Below are 20,490 nucleotides of genomic sequence, written 5' to 3'. Positions count from 1 at the left end.
ACCGGCGACAACCGCGCCGCCGCCGAAGCCGTCGCCGCCGAGATCGGCATCCCCACCGAGGACGTGCACGCCGAGGTCCTGCCCGAGGACAAGGTGGCGGTGGTCGAGCGGCTGCAGGGCGAGGGCCGGGTCGTCGCGATGGTCGGCGACGGCGTCAACGACGCCGCCGCCCTCGCCCAGGCCGACCTCGGCCTCGCCATGGGCACCGGCACCGACGCCGCCATCGAGGCGAGCGACCTCACCCTGGTCCGCGGCGACCTGCGCTCCGCCGCCGACGCCATCCGCCTCTCCCGCAGGACCCTCGCCACCATCAAGGGCAACCTCTTCTGGGCCTTCGGCTACAACGTCGCCGCGATACCCCTGGCCGCCGCCGGACTCCTCAACCCGATGATCGCCGGCGCGGCGATGGCCTTCTCCTCGGTCTTCGTGCTCGGCAACAGCCTCCGGCTCCGCACCTTCCGCTAGGCCCGAGCGCCTTCCCCGGTGGCCGGCAATGGGCCCGGGAGCCCCCGAACCACCTCGGTTCGGGGGCTCCCGGCCGCGCGTCCGGTGCCGGGCGTCCCGGGCTCCGGACGTCGGGCACTGATCCGATGAGGGGACACCACCGAGGCGTTCCCCGAGGTCAGCGGCCCGGTCGCATAGCCTGGCGCCTTGCCGCCGCCCGGGCGGCGGTCCGTCGACGGTCCGCCGGTGGCCCCTCGGTGGTGCGGCGGCGGGCGGCTCCGTCGACGCTTCCGCGGACGTGGACAAGGGGTGCAGGGTGGCTTCCTCGGGAACGAGCGGCTCCTTCGGCGGTGCGGCGGACCCCGGACCGGGCGGTGCCGGCTCCCCGGGACGCGGGCAGCGCTTCCGCGCCTGGCTGCTGGAGGGCCTGTCCGACCGGGCCAAGCAGCACCCCGGCCCGCACGCCCAGGCCCCCGCCGAACAGGCCCGCCCCTGGTGGCGGGTGATGTGCCTGACCGGCCTCGACTACTTCTCCACCCTCGGCTACCAACCCGGCATCGCCGCCCTCGCGGCCGGCCTGCTGTCCCCGGTGGCGACCGTCGTCCTCGTCGTCGTCACCCTCTGCGGCGCCCTGCCCGTCTACCGCCGGGTGGCCCGGGAGAGCCCGCACGGCGAGGGCTCGATCGCGATGCTGGAACGCCTGCTGTCGTTCTGGCAGGGCAAGCTGTTCGTCCTCGCCCTGCTCGGCTTCGCGGCCACGGACTTCATGATCACCATCACCCTGTCGGCCGCCGACGCCACCGCCCACCTGGTCGAGAACCCGCACCTGCACAGTGCCCTGACCGGCAAGCAGGTCCTGATCACCCTGATCCTGGTCGCCCTGCTCGGCGGTGTCTTCCTCAAGGGCTTCAGCGAGGCGATCGGCCTGGCGGTCGTCCTGGTCGGCGTCTACCTCGCGCTCAACGTGGTCGTCGTCGTCACCGGCTTCTACCACGTCCTCAACTCCCCCGGAGTGGTGACCGACTGGGCGGACGCGCTCACCGCGGAGCACGGCAACGTCGTCGCGATGATCGGCGTCGCCCTGGTGACCTTCCCCAAACTCGCCCTCGGCCTCTCCGGCTTCGAGACCGGCGTCGCCGTCATGCCGCACATCGAGGGCGACCCCGAGGACACCGAGGAGAAGCCGACCGGACGGATCCGCGGCGCCCGCAAGCTGCTCACCACCGCCGCGCTGATCATGAGCGTGTTCCTGATCACCACCAGTTTCATCACCACCCTGCTGATCCCGAAGGAAGCCTTCGAGAAGGGCGGCGAGGCCAACGGACGCGCGCTCGCCTACCTGGCGCACGAGTACCTCGGCAACGCCTTCGGCAGTGTCTACGACCTCTCCACCATCGCCATCCTCTGGTTCGCGGGCGCCTCCGCCATGGCGGGCATGCTCAACCTGCTGCCCCGCTACCTCCCCCGTTACGGCATGGCCCCGCACTGGGCCAAGGCGGTCCGGCCGATGGTCATCGTGCTGACCCTGATCGCCTTCCTGGTCACCTGGATCTTCGACGCCAGCGTGGACGCCCAGGGCGGCGCCTACGCCACCGGTGTCCTGGTCCTGATCAGCTCCGCCGCGATCGCCGTCACCATCGCCGCCAGGGCCGCCCGGCAGACCGGCTGGACCATCGGGTTCGCGATCATCGCGGCCGTCTTCCTCTACACCACGGCCCTCAACATCGCCGAACGCCCTGACGGCGTGAAGATCGGCGCCTGCTTCATCGCCGCCATCGTGCTCGTCTCGCTGCTCTCCCGGCTCAAGCGCGCCTTCGAGCTCCGGGTCACCGACATCGTCTTCGACGACGCCGCCGAGCGCTTCGTGCGCGACTACACCCACCGGCCGCTGCGCCTGATCGCCAACGAGCCCGACCGCCGCGACCTCGCCGAGTACCAGGAGAAGAAGCGGCAGATCCGCGCGGACAACGACATTCCGACCGAGGAGGACCTGGTCTTCGTCGAGGTGACGGTCAAGGACCCCTCGGAGTTCGAGGCGGTGCTCACCGTGCACGGCGAGGTGCTGCACGACCGCTACCGGGTGCTGTCGCTGGAGAGCTCCAGCGTGCCCAACGCGCTGGCGGCGCTGCTGCTCACCGTCCGGGACCGCACCGGGCAGCAGCCGCACATCTACTTCGAGTGGACGGAGGGCAATCCGTTCGCGCAGTTCCTGCGGTTCTTCCTGTTCGGGCAGGGCGAGGTCGCGCCGGTCACCCGCGAGGTGCTGCGGGAGGCCGAGCCGGACCGGGCGCGGCGGCCACGGGTGCATGTGGGCTGAGGGGTGGTGAGGGGTGCCGGGCGGGACGGGGGTCCGGCGGGCGGCGCGGACCGGTGGGACCTGTGCGGACGGGTCGTGTCGATGGGGTGTGCCGATTGGTTGTCAGGTGCATAGCATTGGCGGTCCACCGGCCCACCCCACCCGCAGAGGAGCAACTTCCGTGCGCAGTCGCAGGTTCGGCCCGATCCTTCTGACCGGCGTTCTCGCCCTCGCCCTCGGCGCCGCCCCGGCGGCCGCCGCGGGGCCGCTGCCCGTGCCCGAGTCTGTGCCCGTGCCCGTGCCCGAGTCCGCGCCTGTGCCCGTGCCCTCGGCCGCCGACGGATCCCGGCACCAGGTCGAGGTCTTCGCCGAGGACGGCTCGATCGGACGGGTCACCGCGCCCGCCGCCTCCCCGTACCTGACCGCAGGCCGTCCCGGCCTCGCCCCCGCCGCCGGGGACGGCGAGGTCATCCCGATCCTGCGGAGCGGCGACAGCGCGGCCAAGGTCGACGTCGTGGTCATCGGCGACGGTTACACCGCCGCCGAACAGGAGAAGTTCCGCGCCGACGCCGCCGCCAAGTGGCAGGAGCTCAGCGCCGTCGAGCCCTACGCCGCCTACCGGAACCTGTTCAACGTCTGGGGCGTCTCGACCGTCTCCGCCGAGTCCGGCATCACCGGCGACCCGGACCGCGCCACCGTCCGCAACACCGCGCTCGGGTCCTACTTCTGGTGCGAGGACATCGAACGCCTGCTGTGCGTCGACACCAAGGCCGTCGAGACCTACGCCGTCAAGGCCCCGCAGGCCGACCTCGTCCTCGTCGTCGCCAACACCGCCAAGTACGGCGGGGCGGGCTACAACGTCGCCTCCCCGCTCGGCTACGACGGCATCGCCACCGTCGCGGGCGGCAACCCGAAGGCCGGACAGATCGCCGTGCACGAGACCGGCCACTCGCTCGGCAAGCTCGCGGACGAGTACTTCTACGACGGCTCCGACGTCTACCCCGCCGAGGAGGGCGAACCGGCCGAGCCCAACATCAGCATGTACACCGCCGACCGGCTGACCCGCGACCACGCCAAGTGGTACCGCTGGATCGGCCGGACCTCGCCCGACGGCGGCGTGGTCGGCGGCTACGAGGGTGGCGGCTACTACCCCAAGGGGCTGTACCGGCCCACCGACAACTCGATCATGCGTTCGCTCGGACGGGAGTTCAACCTGCCCGGACGGGAGGCGATGATCGCCGGGTTCTACCGGCACGCCGTCCCGCTCACCAGCTCCACCCCCGCCGGCACCCCGCTCACCCGGACCGACCGCCTCACCGTCGACCTCCCGGTCACCGGCACCACCCTCACCTGGTCCCTGGACGGCCGCACCCTGCCGCAGCTGCGCGGACGCAAGACGGTCGACCTCCGCACCGTCCCGCTCCCCGGCCCCCGCGGCCGGGTCCACACCCTCACCGCCACCGCCACCGACCCCACCCCCGCCGTCCTCGACCCCGCCCTCCGCGCGGGTCTGACGGCCACCCTCTCCTGGCCGGTCACCCGCTGACCGGGGCCGGCTGAGTCGCCTCGACGGCCCGTCTCCTTGATCGCCCCCGTACGGGAAGTCGGACCGCCCGACTTCCCGTACGGGGCGGCTGTGCGTGGAGTGGACCGTTCCCGCGCTGCCCCGCGCCGGACGGACGGTCGGAGGAAGCTCACGTGGCCCCGGAGTCGGTCGGGGCCGGCGTCCGGGTGATCGTCACGTGAGTACTCTCACCCCGTGACCGATCACGCCGGCCCCGCATCTGACCGGGGATCGAAGCGTCACCTCGCGGCCTCCACCGCGGCCTCCACCGCGGCCTCCACCGCGGACGCCGTCCGGGCCCGCGCCGCGTCCGTCTTCGACCTCGACGCCCGGTTGCCCGCACGGGTCTTCCGCCAACTCGCCGACGAGGCGGTGTTCTGCGAGTTCGACCTGCTGCTCACCCCGGACGCCTGGCCGGCGCTCGCCGCCCTGGCCACTCTGCACGGCGACCGGCAGGTCGACCTGCTCGTGGTCGAGGCGGGCGGCATCGTCTGTCCGGCGCTGTCGCTGCCCGTCGAGGTCACGCCGGACGACTACTGGGCGGAGGTCGGCTTCGGCCCGGACCGGGAACCCCTGGAGTCGATCACCATCACGGCGCGGACTGTCGCACTGACCGGCCCCTCCGGTCGTTGGGGCTGCTGGGGCGAGCGGGATCCGGAGGTCGCCGTGGTCCGGGGCTTCCCGGACGAGACCGCGAGGCACCAGTGGCGCACCCGGTACGGGCCGTGCGCCGACGCAGCCGGCGTGCTGGCGCTCCGGCTGCCGCAGGTCTTCGGCGCCCGTGCGGTCCCGGACGCCTACGCGGCCGAGTTGACCGCCAACTACGGTGCGACGCCGCGGGCATAGCCGCGGCCCTGCCGGCGGGGTCGGCCGTGGTCGCTCGCGAGTTCTCCCTCGATGCCTTCGCCGCCGTGGGCTTGCGGCCGCAGCATGAACGCGACTCCGCCGTGAGATCCTCGGTCTGTCGATCGGGACGAGGGGGAGACGCGCCGCTGACGCTGACCGGTGGTGCGGGGGCGGGCAGGACGACATTGGCCGGCGCGCTCGTGTCGTCCGCGGTGGAAGGTCCGGCAAGCGTGCTGCACGGTGACGACTACTGCTTCACCACCCCCGGGCGAGGCGTCTGGACACGGCGACGAGGCCGGGATCCCGCGCCTGGACGTCGGGGATCCCCGCTCGGTGGACATCGAGCGCCTCGGTGTCGACACCGACGCCGCGCTTGCCGTCGCGCCCCTCGTGATCGTCGAGGGCCTCTTCGCCCGCCGGGTCACCCACAGCGGCCCTGCCTCCGCCTCGACGTCTTCGTCGACCTCGCGGCGTGCGACGTGATCGTCGACGGCGCCCTGACCCCGGAGATCCTGGCCGAGCAGATCTGGTCGGCGGTCGTCGCCCAGGCGCTCCGTCACAACTCCTGACACTCGCTCGTTGTGATCCGGCTGCGGAGCTCGTGGTGAGTCGATGGTTCCACGGCCTGCCGTCCACCACCCCGCTCCCGGTGCGGGGGTCGTCTCGCGCCGTGGGGCAGGCGAGCGTGGCTCCCGCGGTTGGCGAAGCCCTGGAGCAGGGCTTGCGGGGCGCCGACCTGCCGGTGCTCTGCCCGTCGGCGGGCCGTCAGCGAGCTGTGAGGACGGCCTCTTCGTACCCGGTGACGGTGGTGAAGCCCAGGCGGCGGTAGAGGGCGAGGGCGGTGGGGTGGTCGGCCCGGACATTCAGGCCGATGTGGTCGGCGCTGTCCGCCAGGACCTCGCAGAGCCGCGCGGTGCAGGCCGTGGCGAGCCCCCGGCCGCGGGCGTCCGGGTGGGTGGTGACGTTCCCGATCACCGCGACCCGTCGGGCGGCGGAGTGGACGTGCACGCCGGCCGCCGCGAGCAGCCGGCCCCCGGCGTCCCGGATCCCGAGGTAGGGGCCGGTGGTCAGCATCCGCTCGTCGAACCAGTTGCCCGGGTAGCCGGCGGTGAAGAGGGCGCGCAGGTCCGCGAGGTCCGCCGTGCCGAGCCGCGCCACCGGCCCGACCGCATGCGGTGCCCCGCCCAGGTGCGGCGCGAGGGAGGCCGGGTCGGTCAGCGCCATCCGCAGCATCGCCGTCCGGTGTTCGGCACGGTAGTCCGGTGCGAGGGCGTCCGCCCCGCCGTCGGTGAGGTGGGCGAGCAGGCGGCGCGGCAGCACGGGCCGCATCGCGTGCAGCAGCCCGGTCAGGCCGTCGGCGTCCGCGGGCCGGGCGAGGCCGAGCAGGGTGGGTACCTCGCCGACCGAGTACAGCAGTGCCACCGGACCGTCCGCCGATGCCGTGTACCAGGCTGTGTGGGACCAGAACGGCTCGTCCAGGTCGCCGAGTTCGAAGAGGTGGAGTTCCGGGTCCCGGCCGAACCGCCCGGCGAGCGCCGCCCGGTCGTGCAGGCTGGTCAGCGGCGGGGTGGGTACGCCGGGCGTGGTGGGTGCGGCGGTGGCGGAGGCGGGGGTCGAGGACACCCGTCGAGCCTACGCGCGCTCCGTGGCGGCCACCCCGCCGGACCCGGCGGGGCGCGGGCCGAGCAGGGTCCGGAGCCGACCGGGCGGCAGTCCGGCCGCGCGGTGCACCACCCGGGTGAGATGGGCCTGGTCACTGAAGCCCAACTCCTGTGCCAGCAGGGCGAGTCGGGTCTCGCCCTCGGTCAGCCGCTCCAGCGCGAGGGTGACCCGCAGCCGGTTGCGGTAGCTGGCGATCCCCTCCCCGGTGCCGGCCCGGAAGATCCGGCTCAGATGGTGCGGCGAACAGCCGACCGCCCGGCCCAGCTCCTCCAGCCCGAGCCCGAGGTCCGCCGCCAGCGCGGCCCGCGCGGCGTCCACCAGTCGCCGCCGCGCCGCGTCCCGGACCGGCCGGCCGCTGGCCACCCTCGTCGGCGCCAGCGCCGTCAGCACCTCGCCCGCCAAGGCGACCGCGCGCTCGGAGAGTTCGAACGAGTCCGCCCCGCCGCGTGCCCGTACGACCAGCATCCGGTGCGCCAGCGCCATCCGCGGCGTGGTGAACACCAGCCCCGGGGGCACCTCCGGGTCGCCGCCCAGCAGTTCGGCCGTCCGGCGCTCCGAGAGCACCAGTTCGGTGTACAGGTCGCCGCCGCACGGATGCGCGAACTGCTGCTCGCAGCCGATCCGTTCGACGTACACACAGGCCGGGTCCAGGACCTGGTCGACCCCGTCGATCCGCCCCCGGAACATCCCCCGCCGCACCATCACCAGCCCGAACACCGGTGCCGGCCGTGCCTCCGTCCACCCCTCCGGCGGGTCCTGGCAGGACACGTCGGCGACACTCAGGTCGTCCCCGTTCAACAGGGACGCACGTTCGACCGCCATGCCCGCACCCTACTCGCGGGGCGAGCCACTGTCGCGGTTGGTCACCGGCCGTCCGTTACCCGCTACCCGACACCCGACACCGGTGGTCCGTCACCGGCCGTCCAGCAGTTCGGCGTTCGGCGCGAGTCGAAGGCCGGCCAGGGCGACGAACTCCGCGAGGCCGATCGCGCCGCCGCGGCTCCCGTCCTGCCAGCGGGCGAGCAGGCCGGAGCCCTCCTGGTCCCAGGTGTCCGGATCCGGGCCGCCGGGGAAGTGCTCGACGCTGCCCTCGCCGCGCCGGTAGTGGAAGTACAGGTAGCGGCCGCCGGCCGTCCAGGCGTCCCACTGCGAGGGGTGGCTGCTACAGGTCCACACGACACGCACGAGCGTGGTGTCCTCGTGGAGCCGGGCCTCGGTGCTGCCCAGGTGCTCCCCGGGGCCGACGACCAGGAGGGCGCCGTCCAGACCCAGCAGCCGGACGCGTCCGCCCTCGAAACCGAGGGCGAGTCCGGCGGTGAAGGCGGTCCGGTCGTTCTGGTCGTCCGGGCCGTCCAGGTTGTCCGGGTCATTCCGGATGTCCCGGTACTCGATCGCTGCCACCGAACGGATCGACTGTCCGAGGAAGCGCGTCAGCGGCAGGTCCGGCGGATCGTCGGCGGTGCCGGATGCCCTGGTTGCCTCGGTTGCCTCGGTTGCCTCGGTTGTTCCGGCTTCGGCGGCCCGGAACGACAGGCCGTTGCCGGGGGTGCGGAAGAGTACGGGCCCGAGGCCCTCCAGGTGGAGCCACAGGTGTGACAACGGCGGTGCGGTGGCGGACTGCCGAGGGTGCCGGGACGCGGTCACCCGGGTCAGTCGGGCGCCGACCAGGGCGGCGATCGTTCCAGGCTCGTTGTCGATCATCCGGTGATGCTGGCACGGTGCCCGCCCGCGCGCGAACGAATTGCACAAGAAACGACAAGCCGCCGGAGCGGGCGCGGCGGGACAGTGGGACCGGTCGGCGCCCCGCACGGGGGTCGGGGCGCCGACCCAGCGTGGTCCTTCGGCCCCCGCCCGGTTCGTGTTCTGTCCGAGGAGTCCCGTTGAACGATCCGATCGTTCCCGTCGTCCCATTCTCAGGAGATTCCGGTTCGCGTTCCGAGGCTGAGGCTGAAGCCGAGGCCGGACCCGACCGGCCCGGGCGCCGTCGCGTGCTGGGCGGCGCGCTGGCCGTCGCGGGCGCGATGGCGCTGCGCCCGCTCGTCGCGGCGACACCCGCTGCCGCCGAACCCGCCGGTGCCGCTACCGGGGTGGGTACCGCTGTCGGCGCGGGTGCTGTCGTGGTGCGGCGGTTCGGCCGGTACGAGGTGCTGGCGCTGCTCGACGCGCACGGCCCGTTCCCCGGCACCGCCCAGGCCGCCTTCCCGGAGGCGACGGCCGCCGACTGGGAACGCGCCCGCCGCCTCGACCCGGCCGCCTTCGGGCCGGGCGGCACCTGGGAACTCGACTTCCGCTGCTACGCCGTCCGCCGCCCCGGCGGCCGGGTCACCCTGGTGGACACCGGCATCGGTCCGGTCGGCAGCCCGGCCTCCGGCTGGGCGCCCGTCCCCGGCCGGTTGCCCGCCGTCCTGGCCCGGGCCGGGATCGCCCCGGCGGACGTCGAGACCGTGGTGCTGACCCATCTCCACGAGGACCACTACGGCTGGTCGGTCACCCCTGAGGGCGTACCCGTCTTCCCGAACGCCCGCTACGTGGTGCAGCACGCCGAGCTCGCGGCGCTCGGACCGACCCGGACGGCCCGCACCTACGTCGTCGAACCGCTGCTGCGCGCAGGCCGGTTGCACGAGGTCGACGGCCGCACGGTCCTCGCCGGGCGGGCCCGCCCCGGAGGAGGCGCGATCACCCTGCTGCCGACACCCGGGCACACGCCCGGACACCAGTCGGTCCTGGTCGACGGTGGCGGGGACCGACTGCTGGTCACCGGCGACGTGCTGGTCCACGCCGTCCAACTGGCCACCCCCGGCGTGAGCTACCTCTTCGAGGCCGACCCGGAGACGGCCCGCCGCAGTCGCGAGCAACTCCTCGGCGAGGCCCGCCGCACCGGCGCACTGCTCGGCACCGCCCACCTCAACCGCCCCTTCGTCCGCCCCTGGACCCCGGACGGTCACCCGTCCTCGCACTGAGAGGCGGCGGTCACGGCGACCCTGGCCCGTCGCGCCGAACACCGTGGCGCCACCGCATCCGTCGCCGATCGGGCGGCTCTCCACCAGAGTTCACCCCGGCCCCGGGGTAGCCTGCTGATCATCGATCTGCCTGATCGTCGACGTGGGGGTGGGTTCGTGATCCAAGTGCCCGCGGGGTCGTGGTGGGACTGGGACGTCGTCGAATGGAACGCCGGCCGATTGCGGCTGGGCGCGGGCTCCGACCTGTCGTACCACCACGGTCCGGAGCTGGTCTTCAGCGACCCGCTCTTCGTCTCGTGTCCGGCGGCCTTCCAGGATCCGGCCTTCCGTGAGCCGACACCGGAGGAGATGCGGACCGTTCGCCGGCAGACCGGGGAGGCACCCGAGCTGGTGGTCGCGTTCGAGGCCGACGCGGGCGGTCCGGAGCCCGCGTCGGGGCTGATCGCGGCCGGTGGGCTCGACATCGTCCGGGGGACCGTCCTCCGGTACTGGCGCGGAGATCGGGCGCCGGGCGAGCGCCTGGCCCCGTGGGTGCGGCCTCCCCAGGCGTAGTCATCGGGCGGCGACCGTAGGCCCGACCCTCGCTTCGGCCCTGGCCCCGGCCCCGGCTTCGGCCCTGGCCCCGGCCCCGGCCCCGGCCCCGGCTTCGGCCCCGGCCCCGGCTTCGGCCCCGGCTTCGGCCCCGGCCCCGGCTTCGGCCTCGGCCTCGGCCTCGGGTCCGGGTCCGGCTTTGGCTCCGGCCCCGAGCCGGACCCGGCCGAGGCGTGAGGCCCGGTGCCCGGTGCCCGGTGCCCGGTGGGGCGTGGCGGTCTGGCGGGACGGTTCGGGGCGTGGTCCCATCGGCGAGTGGGCGCATGGGGATGCCCGAACCGAAAGGGGCCGGGATCGCATGGACGAGCAGCCGTTCCGCACCACCGAGGCGGAGAACGCCCCGGTCGTCGTCGCTCCGGACGGTGCCACCGTCCGGCCCTTGCTGAGTCTCGACGGCCTCGGCAGTCAGGCCGTCTTCGAACTCCCGCCCGGCGCCGTCAGTCACGCCGTCTCGCATGCGACCGTGCAGGAGCTCTGGTGCGTCACGTCCGGCCGGGGTCGGATCTGGCGGCGGCAGTCCGGCCGGGAGTCCGTGGACGTCCTGCGGGAGGGCACGTCCGTCTCGGTGCCGCTGGGGACGGCCTTCCAGTTCCGTGCCGATCCGGACAGCCCCGGCCCGCTGCGCATCGTCGCGGTCACCATGCCTCCCTGGCCGGACGGCTCCACCACCGAGGCCCGCCCCGAGGACGGCCCCTGGCCGCCCACCGTGGGCTGACGTGAACGGACGCGGCCGGTGTCCCCCGTGGAGGTGGGGGCACCGGCCGGTCGCGGACGGGGGACGGCCCGAGGGGGCGGTCCGAGGGGGCGGTCCGAGGGAGCGGTCAGAGGGGGAGGGCCAGTTCCTGGCCCGGCTGGATGAGGTCCGGGTCCTCGCCGAGGGCCGCGCGGTTCCGCTCGTACAGTGCCTGCCAGCCGCCGGGGACCCGGAGCTGTTCGGCGATGCTGTCGAGGGTGTCGTCGTCGCGCACCGTCCAGGTGGCGGGACCGGTGGCCGGTGGCGGGGCGGCTGGGGCGCCGGGGGTGGTCGCGGCCGCCGGTTCGGCGTCCGACTCGACCGGCGGGCGTTCGCGGTCCCGGTCGGCCCGGGCGCCGCAGATCGGCCACGGGGTGAGCCCTCGTTGTTCGGCGAGGGCGTTGGCGACGGCGATCTGCTCGTCCCGGCTGGCCAGGTCGGCACGCGGGGCGTAGCGGAGGCCGCCGGTCTCCTCCCAGGTCGGCTCGTCGAACTGGAGGCCGCCGAAGTAGCCGTTGCCGGTGTTGATGTGCCAGTCCCCGCTGCTCTCGCAGGCGGCGACCCGCTCCCAGTCGATCACGGTCCCCCGATCGATGCCCGCTCCGGTTCCCGGGCCCGGTGGCGCGGCGTGCGCCGCGACGGGGGCGGCGAGGACGGCGGCCAGGGTGCACACGGCGGTGGGGAGCAGGCGGCGCAGGTGCGCGATGGGGGGCATCGGCGGCTCTCAGGTCCGGGGGCAGGGGCGCGCGCCACCCAGGAGCGGCGCGTTTCCACCGACGCACGCCGGGTGGGCCGGATCCCCGCCGACACGTCGAGCAGGTCACCCGCCCGGCTCCGCACCGCCACCCGCCCGGCGCTCGTCCCGGGCCCGGGCCGGTCCGCCGGGAGGTCCGACCGGCCCGTCGGGTCCGGTGACGGTACTCACAGGGTCGAACGTGTGCGAACCCTTTCGGACGGGCGTCCGGCATTCGGGTGGAGGTCCGACCGGCTTCGAGAACCTCTTGTTCGAGCGCCGGCGCGAGTCGCCGACGTCCGATCGGCCGGCCCCGCGTACCCGTCCCCGGACGAACGACGGCCCCCCGGCGCGAGCGCCGGGGGGCCGGGGAGGAGCAGAGCGGAGCAGGAGCCCCGCAGGTCAGCTGCGCTTCTCGCGCTCGGCCGCGGCGGCGGCCTGCTGGCGCTGCTTCTCCTCCTTCTCGTGCTTCTCCTTGACCCGCACGGACTCCCGGCGGACCTCCTCCTGGATCGTCCGCTCGCGCCGGAGCCACTCCGGGTTCTCCTCGCGCAGCGCCTCGATCTGGTCGGTGGTGAGCGCCTCCGTGATGCCGCCGCGGGCCAGGCCGGACGCCGAGACGCCGAGTCGGGTGGCCACCACGGAACGCGGGTGCGGGCCGTTGCGGCGAAGCTCCTGGAGCCACTGCGGCGGCTCGGTCTGCAGGGCGGTGAGCTCCTCGCGGGAGATCACGCCCGACTGGAAGTCGGCAGGGGTGGCGCCGAGGTAGACCCCGAGCTTCTTCGCCGCCGTCGCCGGCTTCATGGTCTGCGTGGTCTTCTGCTTGAGCGATGTCATGGTCACCAGGGTAAGCGAGCGGCCGACGCCCGCTGTCACGGTCGGTAGCCTTGGTCGGGTGACAGAGATGCAGGTGACACCCTCGTTCCGGCTGGCCTACGTCCCGGGCGTGACCCCCGGCAAGTGGGCGCGGGTCTGGTCGGAGCGGCTCCCGGACGTTCCGCTCGCCCTGGTCGCGGTGGAAGCCGCCGACGGGGAGCCGACGCTGCGCGCGGGCGACGCCGACGCCGGGCTGCTGCGGCTGCCGGTCGACCGGACCGGCCTGAGCGCGATCCCGTTGTACACCGAGACGACGGTGGTGGTGTTCCCGAAGGACCACTGGCTGGCGGCGGCCGAGGAGGTCACCCTCGGCGATCTCGCCGACGACGTGGTCTTCCACCCGCTCGACGACACCCTCGAATGGGAGCAGCTGCCCGGGCGGCCCGCCATCGAGCGACCGGCGACCACGGCGGACGCGATCGAGCTGGTCGCGGCCGGGGTCGGGGTGCTGCTCGTCCCGCAGTCGCTGGCCCGGCTGCACCACCGGCGCGACCTCACGTACCGGACGATGGCGGACGCCCCGCAGTCCCGGATCGCGCTGTCCTGGCCGGAGGAGCAGACCACCGACCTGGTGGAGGAGTTCATCGGCATCGTCCGGGGCCGTACGGTCAACAGCTCGCGCGGCCGGGGGCAGACGGCCGCGACGCCGGCCGAGGCGTCGGCGGGGAAGTCCGCCCCGGGGCGTGCAGGCGGCGCGAAGGGCGCCGCGGGCAAGGGTGGTGCCGCCAGGGGTGCTGCGGGTAGTGGCACGGGTAGGGGTGGTGCCGCCAAGGGCTCGGGCAAGCCGGCTGCCGGAGGCCGTGCCACCGCCGGGGGCGGGCGCGCCCGGGGTGGCTCCGGCTCCTCGTCCGGTGGCGGTGCGGCGGCCGCCCGGCGCGGCCGGCCGAAGCGTCGCAGCTGACGTCCGGGCGGGCCGCCGGGGCGCCGGGGCGGTCCGCGGGCGCGTTCCTGGGCCCGTCTCGGGTCCTCGGTCGGTCCTGGGGCCTCGGCCGGTCAGGCGCTCCGCGGGCTCCGAGGTGATGTGAGGGTGTTCAGCAGGGCGGCGCCGCGTTCGGCGTCGTCCACGCTGACCGCGAACTCCGGGCCCTGCCGGGGCCGGATCACGAGGCACTCGCCGCCGCGCAGCATGACCGTGGTGCCCCGGCCGCTCAGCCGGTAGCCCCAGCCGCCCACCTGGCCCGGGGTACGGGTCTCGGCCCGGGCCGAGACGATCTGCTCCGGATCCCAGTGCCGGGACGGCCTACCCAGCGGGCCGAACGCCACGTCCAGGCCGCGCTCGGTCACCCGCGCCTGCACCGACGAGCAGCCGAGCCCCGCCAGTGCGACCACCGCCAGCGGCCCGGCCGTCGCCCAGGCCGCCCCGCCCAGCCCGGCGAACCCGGCCAGCGCCGCCCCCGCCGCGCCCAGCCCGGACACCGCGGCCAACAGCCCCAGCCAGGGATTGACCGCCCGGGAGAGCCAGACGGCGCGCTGTCCGTCCGGCAGGTCGAGGCGGGGGCCGTCCGCGGGCGCCGTGGCGAGCGGCCCCGGCCCCTGCGGTCGGGTGAGCCACCAGGCCAGCGCGCCGGCCGCGACCGCCGCCACCAGGACCAGCAGGACCTCGGCGCCCAGCGGTCGGGCCTCCTGCCAGGACGGGCGGTCCAGGTTGGCCGAGACGATCGACGCCTGCGCGCCCGTCAGCAGCGCGCCTCCGAAGCCGAGCCCGGCCGCCGACCAGCTCTTCGCCTGCAACCCGCCGCGCCACCGGGCGACGGCCGCCGCCCCGAGCGAGGTCACCCACACCGCGGCGGGGAACACCGCCGCGGCCGTCAACGACATCGAACCGTCCGGCCGCGTCCCGCTCCAGTGCGTGGCCACCGGCTCCGGCAGCCGGCCGTGCGCCACCCACGGCAGCCCGAGCAGCAGCGCGAACACCCCGAGGGCGAGTGCCCCGGACACGAGCAACCCGACCGTCCGGGCCGCCGTGCCCTTGCGGACCTCGCCCTGCCCGCCGTCACGCCCGTTCTCCTGCGAACCGCCGCTCACTCCAGCCCCCTGATCATCTCGATGAGCTCTTCCCTGCTGAAGCCCGCGTGCGCCGCCTCGGCGACCAGCCGACGCGCCGCCTCCAGGAGTTCGGCACGTCGGTCGGCACCCACCGCGACGGTGATGCCGCGCCCTCGGCGGAACTCCAGTACTCCTTCGTCCCGCAGCACGCGAAGCGCCCGCAGGACCGTGTTCGCGTTCACCCCGAGGGCGAGTGCCAACTCCCGCGCCGGTGGCAACCGCTCCCCGGGCACGCACTCACCCTCACCGGCGGCCCGCCGGATCGCTCCCGCAACCTGCTCGTGCAACGGCCGGGTGTCTCCGGCCTCAAGCTTCAGCAACATGGTGCTAGTGAGAGTAGCACCATCCTCGAATGGTGCCAGTCCTGCCGTTGCGCCCGGGGGGTGTTCCGGGGTGCCTGCCGGACTCGAACGGGCGCCTTCGTTCGAGGGGGCCTGAGGTCTGGGGGCCGGTGGGGCGATGGGGCGTTGGTTGGGAGTGTTGGGCAGGCGCGCCGTCGTGCTGCGCTTGCGGAGGTCGCCGCCGCCGTGTCCGGGCGTGCTGAAGCCGGCGAGGGTTTCACGGCTGTGCCTGTGTGATGTCCCCGGTACGGTCCGGGGGCGATCGCCTGGACGGTGCCCGTGTTCTGCACGGCCCGGGCGCGCCGGGAGGCCCGGACGGCCCGGAGCGGGGACGGCGTTCGGGTCAGTCGGGTGGCGGATCGTCAGATATCGTCAGTGCTGCCAGTGCTGTCGGCGCTGGCAGTACCCGTCCGCACTTCGGTGCGGGGGAATGGCGGCGGGTGCGGGAGTCGCTCGGACGGCGGCGTCAGAGCCAGCCTCTGTGGGCGGCCTTGATACCGGCCTCGAAGCGACTGCTGGCGCCCAGGCGTTCCATGATCGAGGCCATCAGGCGGTTGACGGTGCGGGAGGAGACACCGAGACGCTGGCCGGCGGTGTCGTCGGTGAGGCCGGAGCCGAGCAGGCGCAGCAGTTCGCGTTCGGTGCCGCTCAGGCCGGTGCTGGTGTCTTCGGCGCGGACCGCGCCGAGTGGGACGGCAGTGGCCCAGGCGTGGTCGAACAGTTCGCACAACGCTTCCATCAGGCCCGGCTCGGTGACGTGCAGCGCGCCTTTCCTGGTGTCCGCGGGGTCGATCGGGACGAGGGCCTGGGTGCGGTCGACGATGACCAGGCGCTGCGGGATGATCGGCGCGGTGCGGATCTCGCCGCCGTGGTCGAGTACCCAGTTGGCGTGGGCGACGGTGTGCGGGACGTTGCGGACGGCGTCCTGGTAGAGGCTCTTGATCACGATGCCGCGGGCCAGGGCCCCGGCGTTGGTGGCCCGTGCGGCTTCCAGATCCTCGGGTCGGTGTCCGGTGCCGGGGTGGACCCCGAGGCATTCGGACCGTGCCCGGCGGCCCAGCTCCTCCAGTCGGGCCTGGATGGCGTCCATGCCCAACAGGCGTTCGCCGTGGGCGGCCCGGGTCTCGGCGCGGTCGGCAACCAGTCGGGTCACGGAGGCCCGGGAGGCGGCGAGCTGGGCCTGGCGGGCGGCCAGTTCGGCCTCCTGGCGGGTCAGCAGGTCCGCGAGGCCGACCTCGGGACTGATCGCGCGCATTTGCCCGGGGTGTTCACTGGAGGCGCGCACCAGGAGCAGGGCGGCGAGTTCGTCCAGGCAGTCGTGCACCTGGCCGGCGGTGAGTTCCAGGTCGGCGGCAAGTGCGACGACTCCGTCGCCGGGCCGGTCGAGCATGGCTTGGTAGACGGCTGCGGCGGCGCCGGACAGCCCCAGTGCTTCGAGCATCGTGGTCTTGCCCCCCGTGAAGACGCGTTGCGCTTCGGCATCCACGGCACATGATGGCAGCCCGCGCAATCTCTCTTCAAGATCCACTATGTGCCATTTCGTTGCAGGTGAGGCAATTGAGTGGCCTGTCCGCAAGGTTGGGGGTGAGGCTGATGCGATGTTCTGCCCCGGTACGAATCGGGCCGGAAGGGACCGTCCCGGCTCCGGCCTCCTGTCGGGATCCCGCCAGGGCGCCTCGGCGACACTCCGAAGCCCCGTCGGCGGCACCGCCGGGCCGCGAAGCTTGCGGCATCGCCACCGGGGCCCTCGGCCCGGCGAACGGACCGAGCGTCACCGCGGGGTGCCGAACCGGTCCAGGCAATCTCCCACGACCCCGTGAAGGACAACGACCATGATCCGTTAGCCCGTTTGCCCGTTTGCCCGTTTGCCCGTTTGCCCGTTGCCGGAGTAGCCGCAGTCGCCGCCGCGGTTGCCGCGACCCTCGCTGTCACCCTGCTGCCCACGGCCGCCGCCGACCTTGCCGACCCGGCCCCCGTCGCCCCGGCGACCGCCACCTCCTCCGCGTCGGTGGACCCCGACGAGTTCCAGTGGGGCTGAGTCGGTGGTGGACGTCGTCCGCACGAGCCTGAACCACTGCCCCGGAACCACCCCGGGCCCGGCGACCGAGGCCGCTGAGGCCCTCGACAACCTGTGGGCCCACACCGTGCCCGAGGACGGTCTGGAACACGCCAGTGCCCGCACCGGACGCGGCCGCCTCGACCTGCTGCTCCTCCTTCTCCCGCCCGAGGGCCCCGTCGCCCCGGACACCACTGATCGCGCCGCAGCCCTGGTCGCCCGCAGTCATCGCAATTCCCCCGTACTGACGCTGCGCTACCTCCCACCGGCTCCCGCGCCGAGCGCCTCCGGTCACTGACACACCGCGCCCGGCGCCGACGGGAAGCTCTGTATCGGCACCGATGGCGGGACGGATATGGCACAGCCCGTCGAGCGGTGGTTGCTCGGCATGGTGTAACCACCTCACGCAGGTTCAGGCAGCGTCCTCCGGCTCCCGAGGGGAACGTCCCAGGGCGCCGCTCTGCCGGCACCACGGACGGTGTTGCGCAATGCATGCCGCGGGCCGGGACTTCTCGGGGCAGCTGACCCCGGGGTGTCGGGTGGGGAGCCCGTTCTCCGGGACTCACCTCGTTCGGGAAGTCCGTCGATCTACCCGTACGGGCTGTGCTCGTGACGGTCACGTGGCTCGGGGGCTGTGGTCGAGCGGCGACGAGCAGGGCGAAATCCAGCGTTACGGAAGTTCCTTGCGCATCAGCGTGCACAGTGTCTCGTGTCGCCGGAGTGAGCCGTCCTCGTCCTCCACGTCCCAGGAGGCGAGTTCGCTGCCGAAGGCCCGGTAGCCCAGGCGCTCGTAGAGGGAGCAGGCACGTGGGTTGTTCGCCTCGACGCCGAGTTCGGCCCGGGCCAGGCCCCTGTCGACGATCCGCTGCTCGGCTGAGCGGATCAGCAGCGTGCCGATCCCGCAGGACCGCAGGGCCGGGTGGACGCCGAGCTGCCAGAGCGTGCCGGCGGCGGGCTTGACCGTGTAGTCGACCCCGCCGACCGCCACCGGGAGCCCGGTCGGCGTGCAGACAGCCAGGTAGTCGATCTCTCCGGCCTCGGCGCGGCGGATCTGGTGGACCAGCTCGCGTACGTGTTTGGCCGAGCCGGCCCAGCCGCACGACGGCACGTCCGCGTCGGTGAGGTCGCGCACCGACAGGTGGAGCCTGATCTCGGTCATCGCCGCCTCCCCATGACTCCTGCTGCCCCGACAGTGGTCACCTCCCATTCCAGCAAGCCGGTCCCGGTGCCGTCCACGGCGTTTCCGGACGGTCCGACGTTCGAAACGGCCGGAGGTCGCAGCGGTTGCGCTCAGTGGCCGGGAGCCATGGACGGACTCGTATCGACGAATCGACGAACTCGACGACCGTTCGGCACCGGAAGCGCGAGGACCGTCTCCCACGCCGCCTCGCCGGGAGGTGGCTTGTCCCGGTCGTCCCCGCCCCTGCTGCAGCCAGAAGTCGGCCGCCCGCTCGGGCGAGGGCGCAGATCTCTCGGCTTCACCCCGTCCATCCCGAGCGGAACCTCGCGCTCTGCATCCGGTGGATCGAGGCAGTCGGCCGGCACCGGACGGAGCGGCCGTCGGCGGGGACGGGCCCACTTGGTTGCTGGTCGGCGGGTCCCCTGCGCCCGCTGAACGGCAACTGCCTCGGTCCGGATCAGTCGCGGAGCGCACGACGGGTGGTCGTGGTGAGCAGGGCGGTGATGAGGAGGGCCAGGGTGACGGCGGTGACCAGGGCAGGGGAGGGGCCGACAGGGTGGCCGGCCCGGCGGACGGTGCCCATGAAGTCGAGTGCGGCGACCTGGTTCACTGCCAGGTACCAGAGCGGCAGGTAGAGGGCCTGGAAGAGGCGGTGGGTGCGGGAGAGGGTGCCGAGGGCGAGGGCGAGCGAGGGGATGAACAGGGCGCCGGCCGACCAGGCGGCCAGCCCGGCGGTGTCTCCGGCCGCGGCGAGACGGACCAGGACACCCGCACCGATCAGGGCGGTGAGCAGCACCCCGGCGCCCCACTCGGCGAGCAGACGGGCGCGAGTGGCCGGATAGGCGCCGAGCAGGACCTCCAGGTCGTTCTCCGCCGAGCGGCTGCCGAGACGGGACCAGAGGAGTACCGGCCAGACCCAGGCGGCGGGCAGCACCGCGCCGACGCCGACGTCCGGCGGCACGGAGAGTCCGGCCAGGACGAGGACGGCCGCCGCGAGCCACCACCAGCGCGAGGCGTCGGCGAACAGGATCCGCACCTCACCGATCAGCAGCCGACCGTAGTGGGAGCCGAAGCGGGAGCGGTATCGGTGATGGGCACGGTTGTGGGCGTGGGCGTGGAGTGCGGAGGTGGGTTCGGTCGCCGGATCGACGAGCGGGGCCGTCGGGCGGACGGGGCCGGGGAGGGGGGCGGCGGCGGGTGTTGTACCACCGGGGTGCTGCTCGGAGGCCCTGCCGCGGGCGGGGTCGAAGCGCGTGAACCAGAGGGCCGGCAGCGCGGCGAGCGTCACCGCGAGCAGGGCGAGCAGCAGCCGTTGGGCGAGGAACCCCGTCCCGTAGTCCGCGCCGTCCCAGTGGAGCGCCTCCAGCGGGGAGTCCACCTTGGTGAGGCCGAGGCTGAACTCGTCGCCGACGAGGTCGACACCTCGTGCGGCGGCCGTGGCGCGCAGCGAGTCGGCCAAGGGGCCGAGCCCGAGCCCGCCGAACGGTGCGCCGGGCGCCTCCCCGGCGATCAGGAGGGCGGGCGCGAAGGCGAACCAGGTGACGTTGCCGAGCCCGCCGCGCAGCAGCGGCACCGTTTCGAAGAGGACGGCCAGTGCCGCCGTCACCGCGAGCATCGGCAGGGTCAACACCAGGAACGGCGTCAGCAGGGCGACCGGGTCGAGCAGTCGGTCCTCGCCCCGGACCAGTTGCAGGGCGGGTGCGGTGAGTGCGAGCACACCGAGCATCGAACCGAGCACCAGCAGATTGCCGAGGAACTTCGCCAGCATCAGTTCGGTGTTCCGCAGCGGGGCCGCGGCCAGGAGCTGGCCCACCCCGGTCTCCTCGTCGCGGCCGAGGCCCTTGCGAACCACGTAGAACCCGCCGAGGGTGAGCCACAGCGTGCCGGCCAGGGCGGTCGCAGTACCGACGTAGGCGCTGTTGTACTCCCCCCGGTAGGAGCCGAGTGCGAGGATCGCCCAGTGCCCGTCGGTCGGCGGGACGGCGAGCAGGCCCAGGCCCACCGCGGCGAGGAGCGTCACCGCGTAGGCGGGGCGGCGGGTCCGGTCCCGGAAGTCGCCGAGCGCCAGTCGGCCGATCCGACCGACCGGGCCGGTCCGCACGGGCCCGCCCGCAGTGGCGGCGGGACCTCGGGGGGAGGGTGCGCGGGGCCCGTCGGGGTGG

The 20,490-nt window shown here is 74.0% G+C and carries 21 protein-coding genes; 11 read left to right on the top strand and 10 right to left on the bottom strand.

Going from position 1 to position 20,490, the window contains the following annotated elements; genetic code table 11:
• From ACIQ9P_RS31745 to ACIQ9P_RS31725, 5 genes are all read left to right on the top strand, one after another.
• On the top strand, positions 1-465 hold a 465-nt coding region (locus ACIQ9P_RS31745; protein ID WP_402363895.1), incomplete at its 5' end, for an HAD-IC family P-type ATPase.
• Positions 466-859: 394 nt separating this feature from the next.
• Positions 860-2,761 (top strand): amino acid transporter, encoded by a 1,902-nt coding sequence (locus tag ACIQ9P_RS31740; protein ID WP_402363913.1) that lies wholly within the window; start codon positions 860-862, stop codon positions 2,759-2,761.
• 160 nt (positions 2,762-2,921) lie between these two features.
• Complete coding sequence (locus ACIQ9P_RS31735; protein WP_402363891.1) at positions 2,922-4,286, top strand: M64 family metallopeptidase; 1,365 nt, start codon at positions 2,922-2,924, stop codon at positions 4,284-4,286.
• Positions 4,287-4,499: 213 nt separating this feature from the next.
• Positions 4,500-5,150: a hypothetical protein gene (locus ACIQ9P_RS31730; protein ID WP_402363888.1), complete on the top strand. Its 651-nt coding sequence runs from the start codon at positions 4,500-4,502 to the stop codon at positions 5,148-5,150.
• A 333-nt stretch (positions 5,151-5,483) separates the two neighbouring features.
• Positions 5,484-5,633, top strand: coding sequence for a hypothetical protein (locus ACIQ9P_RS31725; RefSeq protein WP_402363885.1), 150 nt, complete (start codon positions 5,484-5,486; stop codon positions 5,631-5,633).
• A gap of 282 nt (positions 5,634-5,915) precedes the next feature.
• Here the strand turns inward: ACIQ9P_RS31725 and ACIQ9P_RS31720 are convergent, their stop codons facing one another.
• From ACIQ9P_RS31720 to ACIQ9P_RS31710, 3 genes are all read right to left on the bottom strand, one after another.
• The gene (locus ACIQ9P_RS31720; protein WP_402363882.1) at positions 5,916-6,773 is read right to left on the bottom strand and encodes a GNAT family N-acetyltransferase; all 858 of its coding nucleotides are present in this window, start codon (positions 6,771-6,773) and stop codon (positions 5,916-5,918) included.
• Between the two features lie 9 nt (positions 6,774-6,782).
• Positions 6,783-7,634 (bottom strand): helix-turn-helix domain-containing protein, encoded by an 852-nt coding sequence (locus ACIQ9P_RS31715; RefSeq protein WP_402363879.1) that lies wholly within the window; start codon positions 7,632-7,634, stop codon positions 6,783-6,785.
• Between the two features lie 90 nt (positions 7,635-7,724).
• A complete protein-coding gene (locus ACIQ9P_RS31710) occupies positions 7,725-8,513 on the bottom strand; it encodes a hypothetical protein (RefSeq protein ID WP_402363876.1) in 789 nt (262 codons plus the stop codon).
• Positions 8,514-8,800: 287 nt separating this feature from the next.
• On the opposite strand from ACIQ9P_RS31710, the gene ACIQ9P_RS31705 reads away from it, so the two are divergent.
• From ACIQ9P_RS31705 to ACIQ9P_RS31695, 3 genes are all read left to right on the top strand, one after another.
• Positions 8,801-9,772, top strand: a complete 972-nt coding sequence (locus tag ACIQ9P_RS31705) for an MBL fold metallo-hydrolase (protein WP_402363873.1) — start codon at positions 8,801-8,803, stop codon at positions 9,770-9,772.
• Positions 9,773-9,928: 156 nt separating this feature from the next.
• A complete protein-coding gene (locus ACIQ9P_RS31700; RefSeq protein WP_402363870.1) occupies positions 9,929-10,324 on the top strand; it encodes a hypothetical protein in 396 nt (131 codons plus the stop codon).
• A 337-nt stretch (positions 10,325-10,661) separates the two neighbouring features.
• A complete protein-coding gene (locus ACIQ9P_RS31695; RefSeq protein WP_402363867.1) occupies positions 10,662-11,078 on the top strand; it encodes a cupin domain-containing protein in 417 nt (138 codons plus the stop codon).
• A 106-nt stretch (positions 11,079-11,184) separates the two neighbouring features.
• Here ACIQ9P_RS31695 and ACIQ9P_RS31690 read toward each other — a convergent pair whose 3' ends face one another.
• Positions 11,185-11,811: a transglycosylase family protein gene (locus tag ACIQ9P_RS31690; RefSeq protein ID WP_402363864.1), complete on the bottom strand. Its 627-nt coding sequence runs from the start codon at positions 11,809-11,811 to the stop codon at positions 11,185-11,187.
• Positions 11,812-12,231: 420 nt separating this feature from the next.
• Positions 12,232-12,666, bottom strand: a complete 435-nt coding sequence (locus tag ACIQ9P_RS31685; protein ID WP_402363861.1) for a DUF5997 family protein — start codon at positions 12,664-12,666, stop codon at positions 12,232-12,234.
• A gap of 58 nt (positions 12,667-12,724) precedes the next feature.
• Here ACIQ9P_RS31685 and ACIQ9P_RS31680 point away from each other — a divergent pair, with 58 nt between their 5' ends.
• Positions 12,725-13,606 carry a LysR family substrate-binding domain-containing protein gene (locus ACIQ9P_RS31680; RefSeq protein ID WP_402363858.1) on the top strand — a complete coding sequence of 294 codons (882 nt, stop codon included), beginning with the start codon at positions 12,725-12,727 and terminating at the stop codon, positions 13,604-13,606.
• A gap of 92 nt (positions 13,607-13,698) precedes the next feature.
• Here the strand turns inward: ACIQ9P_RS31680 and ACIQ9P_RS31675 are convergent, their stop codons facing one another.
• The 3 genes from ACIQ9P_RS31675 to ACIQ9P_RS31665 form a co-directional block, all read right to left on the bottom strand.
• Positions 13,699-14,730, bottom strand: coding sequence for a DUF1648 domain-containing protein (locus ACIQ9P_RS31675; RefSeq protein WP_402363855.1), 1,032 nt, complete (start codon positions 14,728-14,730; stop codon positions 13,699-13,701).
• Positions 14,727-15,074, bottom strand: coding sequence for a GntR family transcriptional regulator (locus tag ACIQ9P_RS31670; protein WP_402363852.1), 348 nt, complete (start codon positions 15,072-15,074; stop codon positions 14,727-14,729). The genes ACIQ9P_RS31675 and ACIQ9P_RS31670 overlap by 4 nt, the downstream gene beginning before the upstream one ends.
• A gap of 484 nt (positions 15,075-15,558) precedes the next feature.
• Positions 15,559-16,578 (bottom strand): LuxR C-terminal-related transcriptional regulator, encoded by a 1,020-nt coding sequence (locus ACIQ9P_RS31665; protein WP_402363849.1) that lies wholly within the window; start codon positions 16,576-16,578, stop codon positions 15,559-15,561.
• 387 nt (positions 16,579-16,965) lie between these two features.
• On the opposite strand from ACIQ9P_RS31665, the gene ACIQ9P_RS31660 reads away from it, so the two are divergent.
• Entirely contained in the window at positions 16,966-17,130 is a 165-nt protein-coding gene (locus ACIQ9P_RS31660) for a hypothetical protein (protein WP_402363846.1), read from the top strand.
• A 4-nt stretch (positions 17,131-17,134) separates the two neighbouring features.
• Positions 17,135-17,446 carry a hypothetical protein gene (locus tag ACIQ9P_RS31655; RefSeq protein ID WP_402363843.1) on the top strand — a complete coding sequence of 104 codons (312 nt, stop codon included), beginning with the start codon at positions 17,135-17,137 and terminating at the stop codon, positions 17,444-17,446.
• Positions 17,447-17,818: 372 nt separating this feature from the next.
• Here the strand turns inward: ACIQ9P_RS31655 and ACIQ9P_RS31650 are convergent, their stop codons facing one another.
• Positions 17,819-18,307, bottom strand: coding sequence for a GNAT family N-acetyltransferase (locus ACIQ9P_RS31650; RefSeq protein WP_402363840.1), 489 nt, complete (start codon positions 18,305-18,307; stop codon positions 17,819-17,821).
• A 478-nt stretch (positions 18,308-18,785) separates the two neighbouring features.
• Positions 18,786-20,429 (bottom strand): hypothetical protein, encoded by a 1,644-nt coding sequence (locus ACIQ9P_RS31645; protein ID WP_402363837.1) that lies wholly within the window; start codon positions 20,427-20,429, stop codon positions 18,786-18,788.
• Positions 20,430-20,490: the final 61 nt, after the last annotated feature.

It is taken from the genome of Kitasatospora sp. NPDC094019 (assembly GCF_044764505.1).
Lineage (GTDB): Bacteria > Actinomycetota > Actinomycetes > Streptomycetales > Streptomycetaceae > Kitasatospora.
The sequence above is the reverse complement of the archived record's forward strand: the minus strand, read 5'-3'. Positions and strand labels throughout refer to the sequence as shown.

What these genes read in the sequence shown, in the direction of transcription:
- ACIQ9P_RS31715 (WP_402363879.1), bottom strand. Translation starts at nt 7,634, where the DNA reads ATGGCGGTCGAACGTGCGTCCCTGTTGAACGGGGACGACCTGAGTGTC.
- ACIQ9P_RS31710 (WP_402363876.1), bottom strand. Translation starts at nt 8,513, where the DNA reads ATGATCGACAACGAGCCTGGAACGATCGCCGCCCTGGTCGGCGCCCGA.
- ACIQ9P_RS31695 (WP_402363867.1), top strand. Translation starts at nt 10,662, where the DNA reads ATGGACGAGCAGCCGTTCCGCACCACCGAGGCGGAGAACGCCCCGGTC.
- ACIQ9P_RS31690 (WP_402363864.1), bottom strand. Translation starts at nt 11,811, where the DNA reads ATGCCCCCCATCGCGCACCTGCGCCGCCTGCTCCCCACCGCCGTGTGC.
- ACIQ9P_RS31685 (WP_402363861.1), bottom strand. Translation starts at nt 12,666, where the DNA reads ATGACATCGCTCAAGCAGAAGACCACGCAGACCATGAAGCCGGCGACG.
- ACIQ9P_RS31670 (WP_402363852.1), bottom strand. Translation starts at nt 15,074, where the DNA reads ATGTTGCTGAAGCTTGAGGCCGGAGACACCCGGCCGTTGCACGAGCAG.
- ACIQ9P_RS31650 (WP_402363840.1), bottom strand. Translation starts at nt 18,307, where the DNA reads ATGACCGAGATCAGGCTCCACCTGTCGGTGCGCGACCTCACCGACGCG.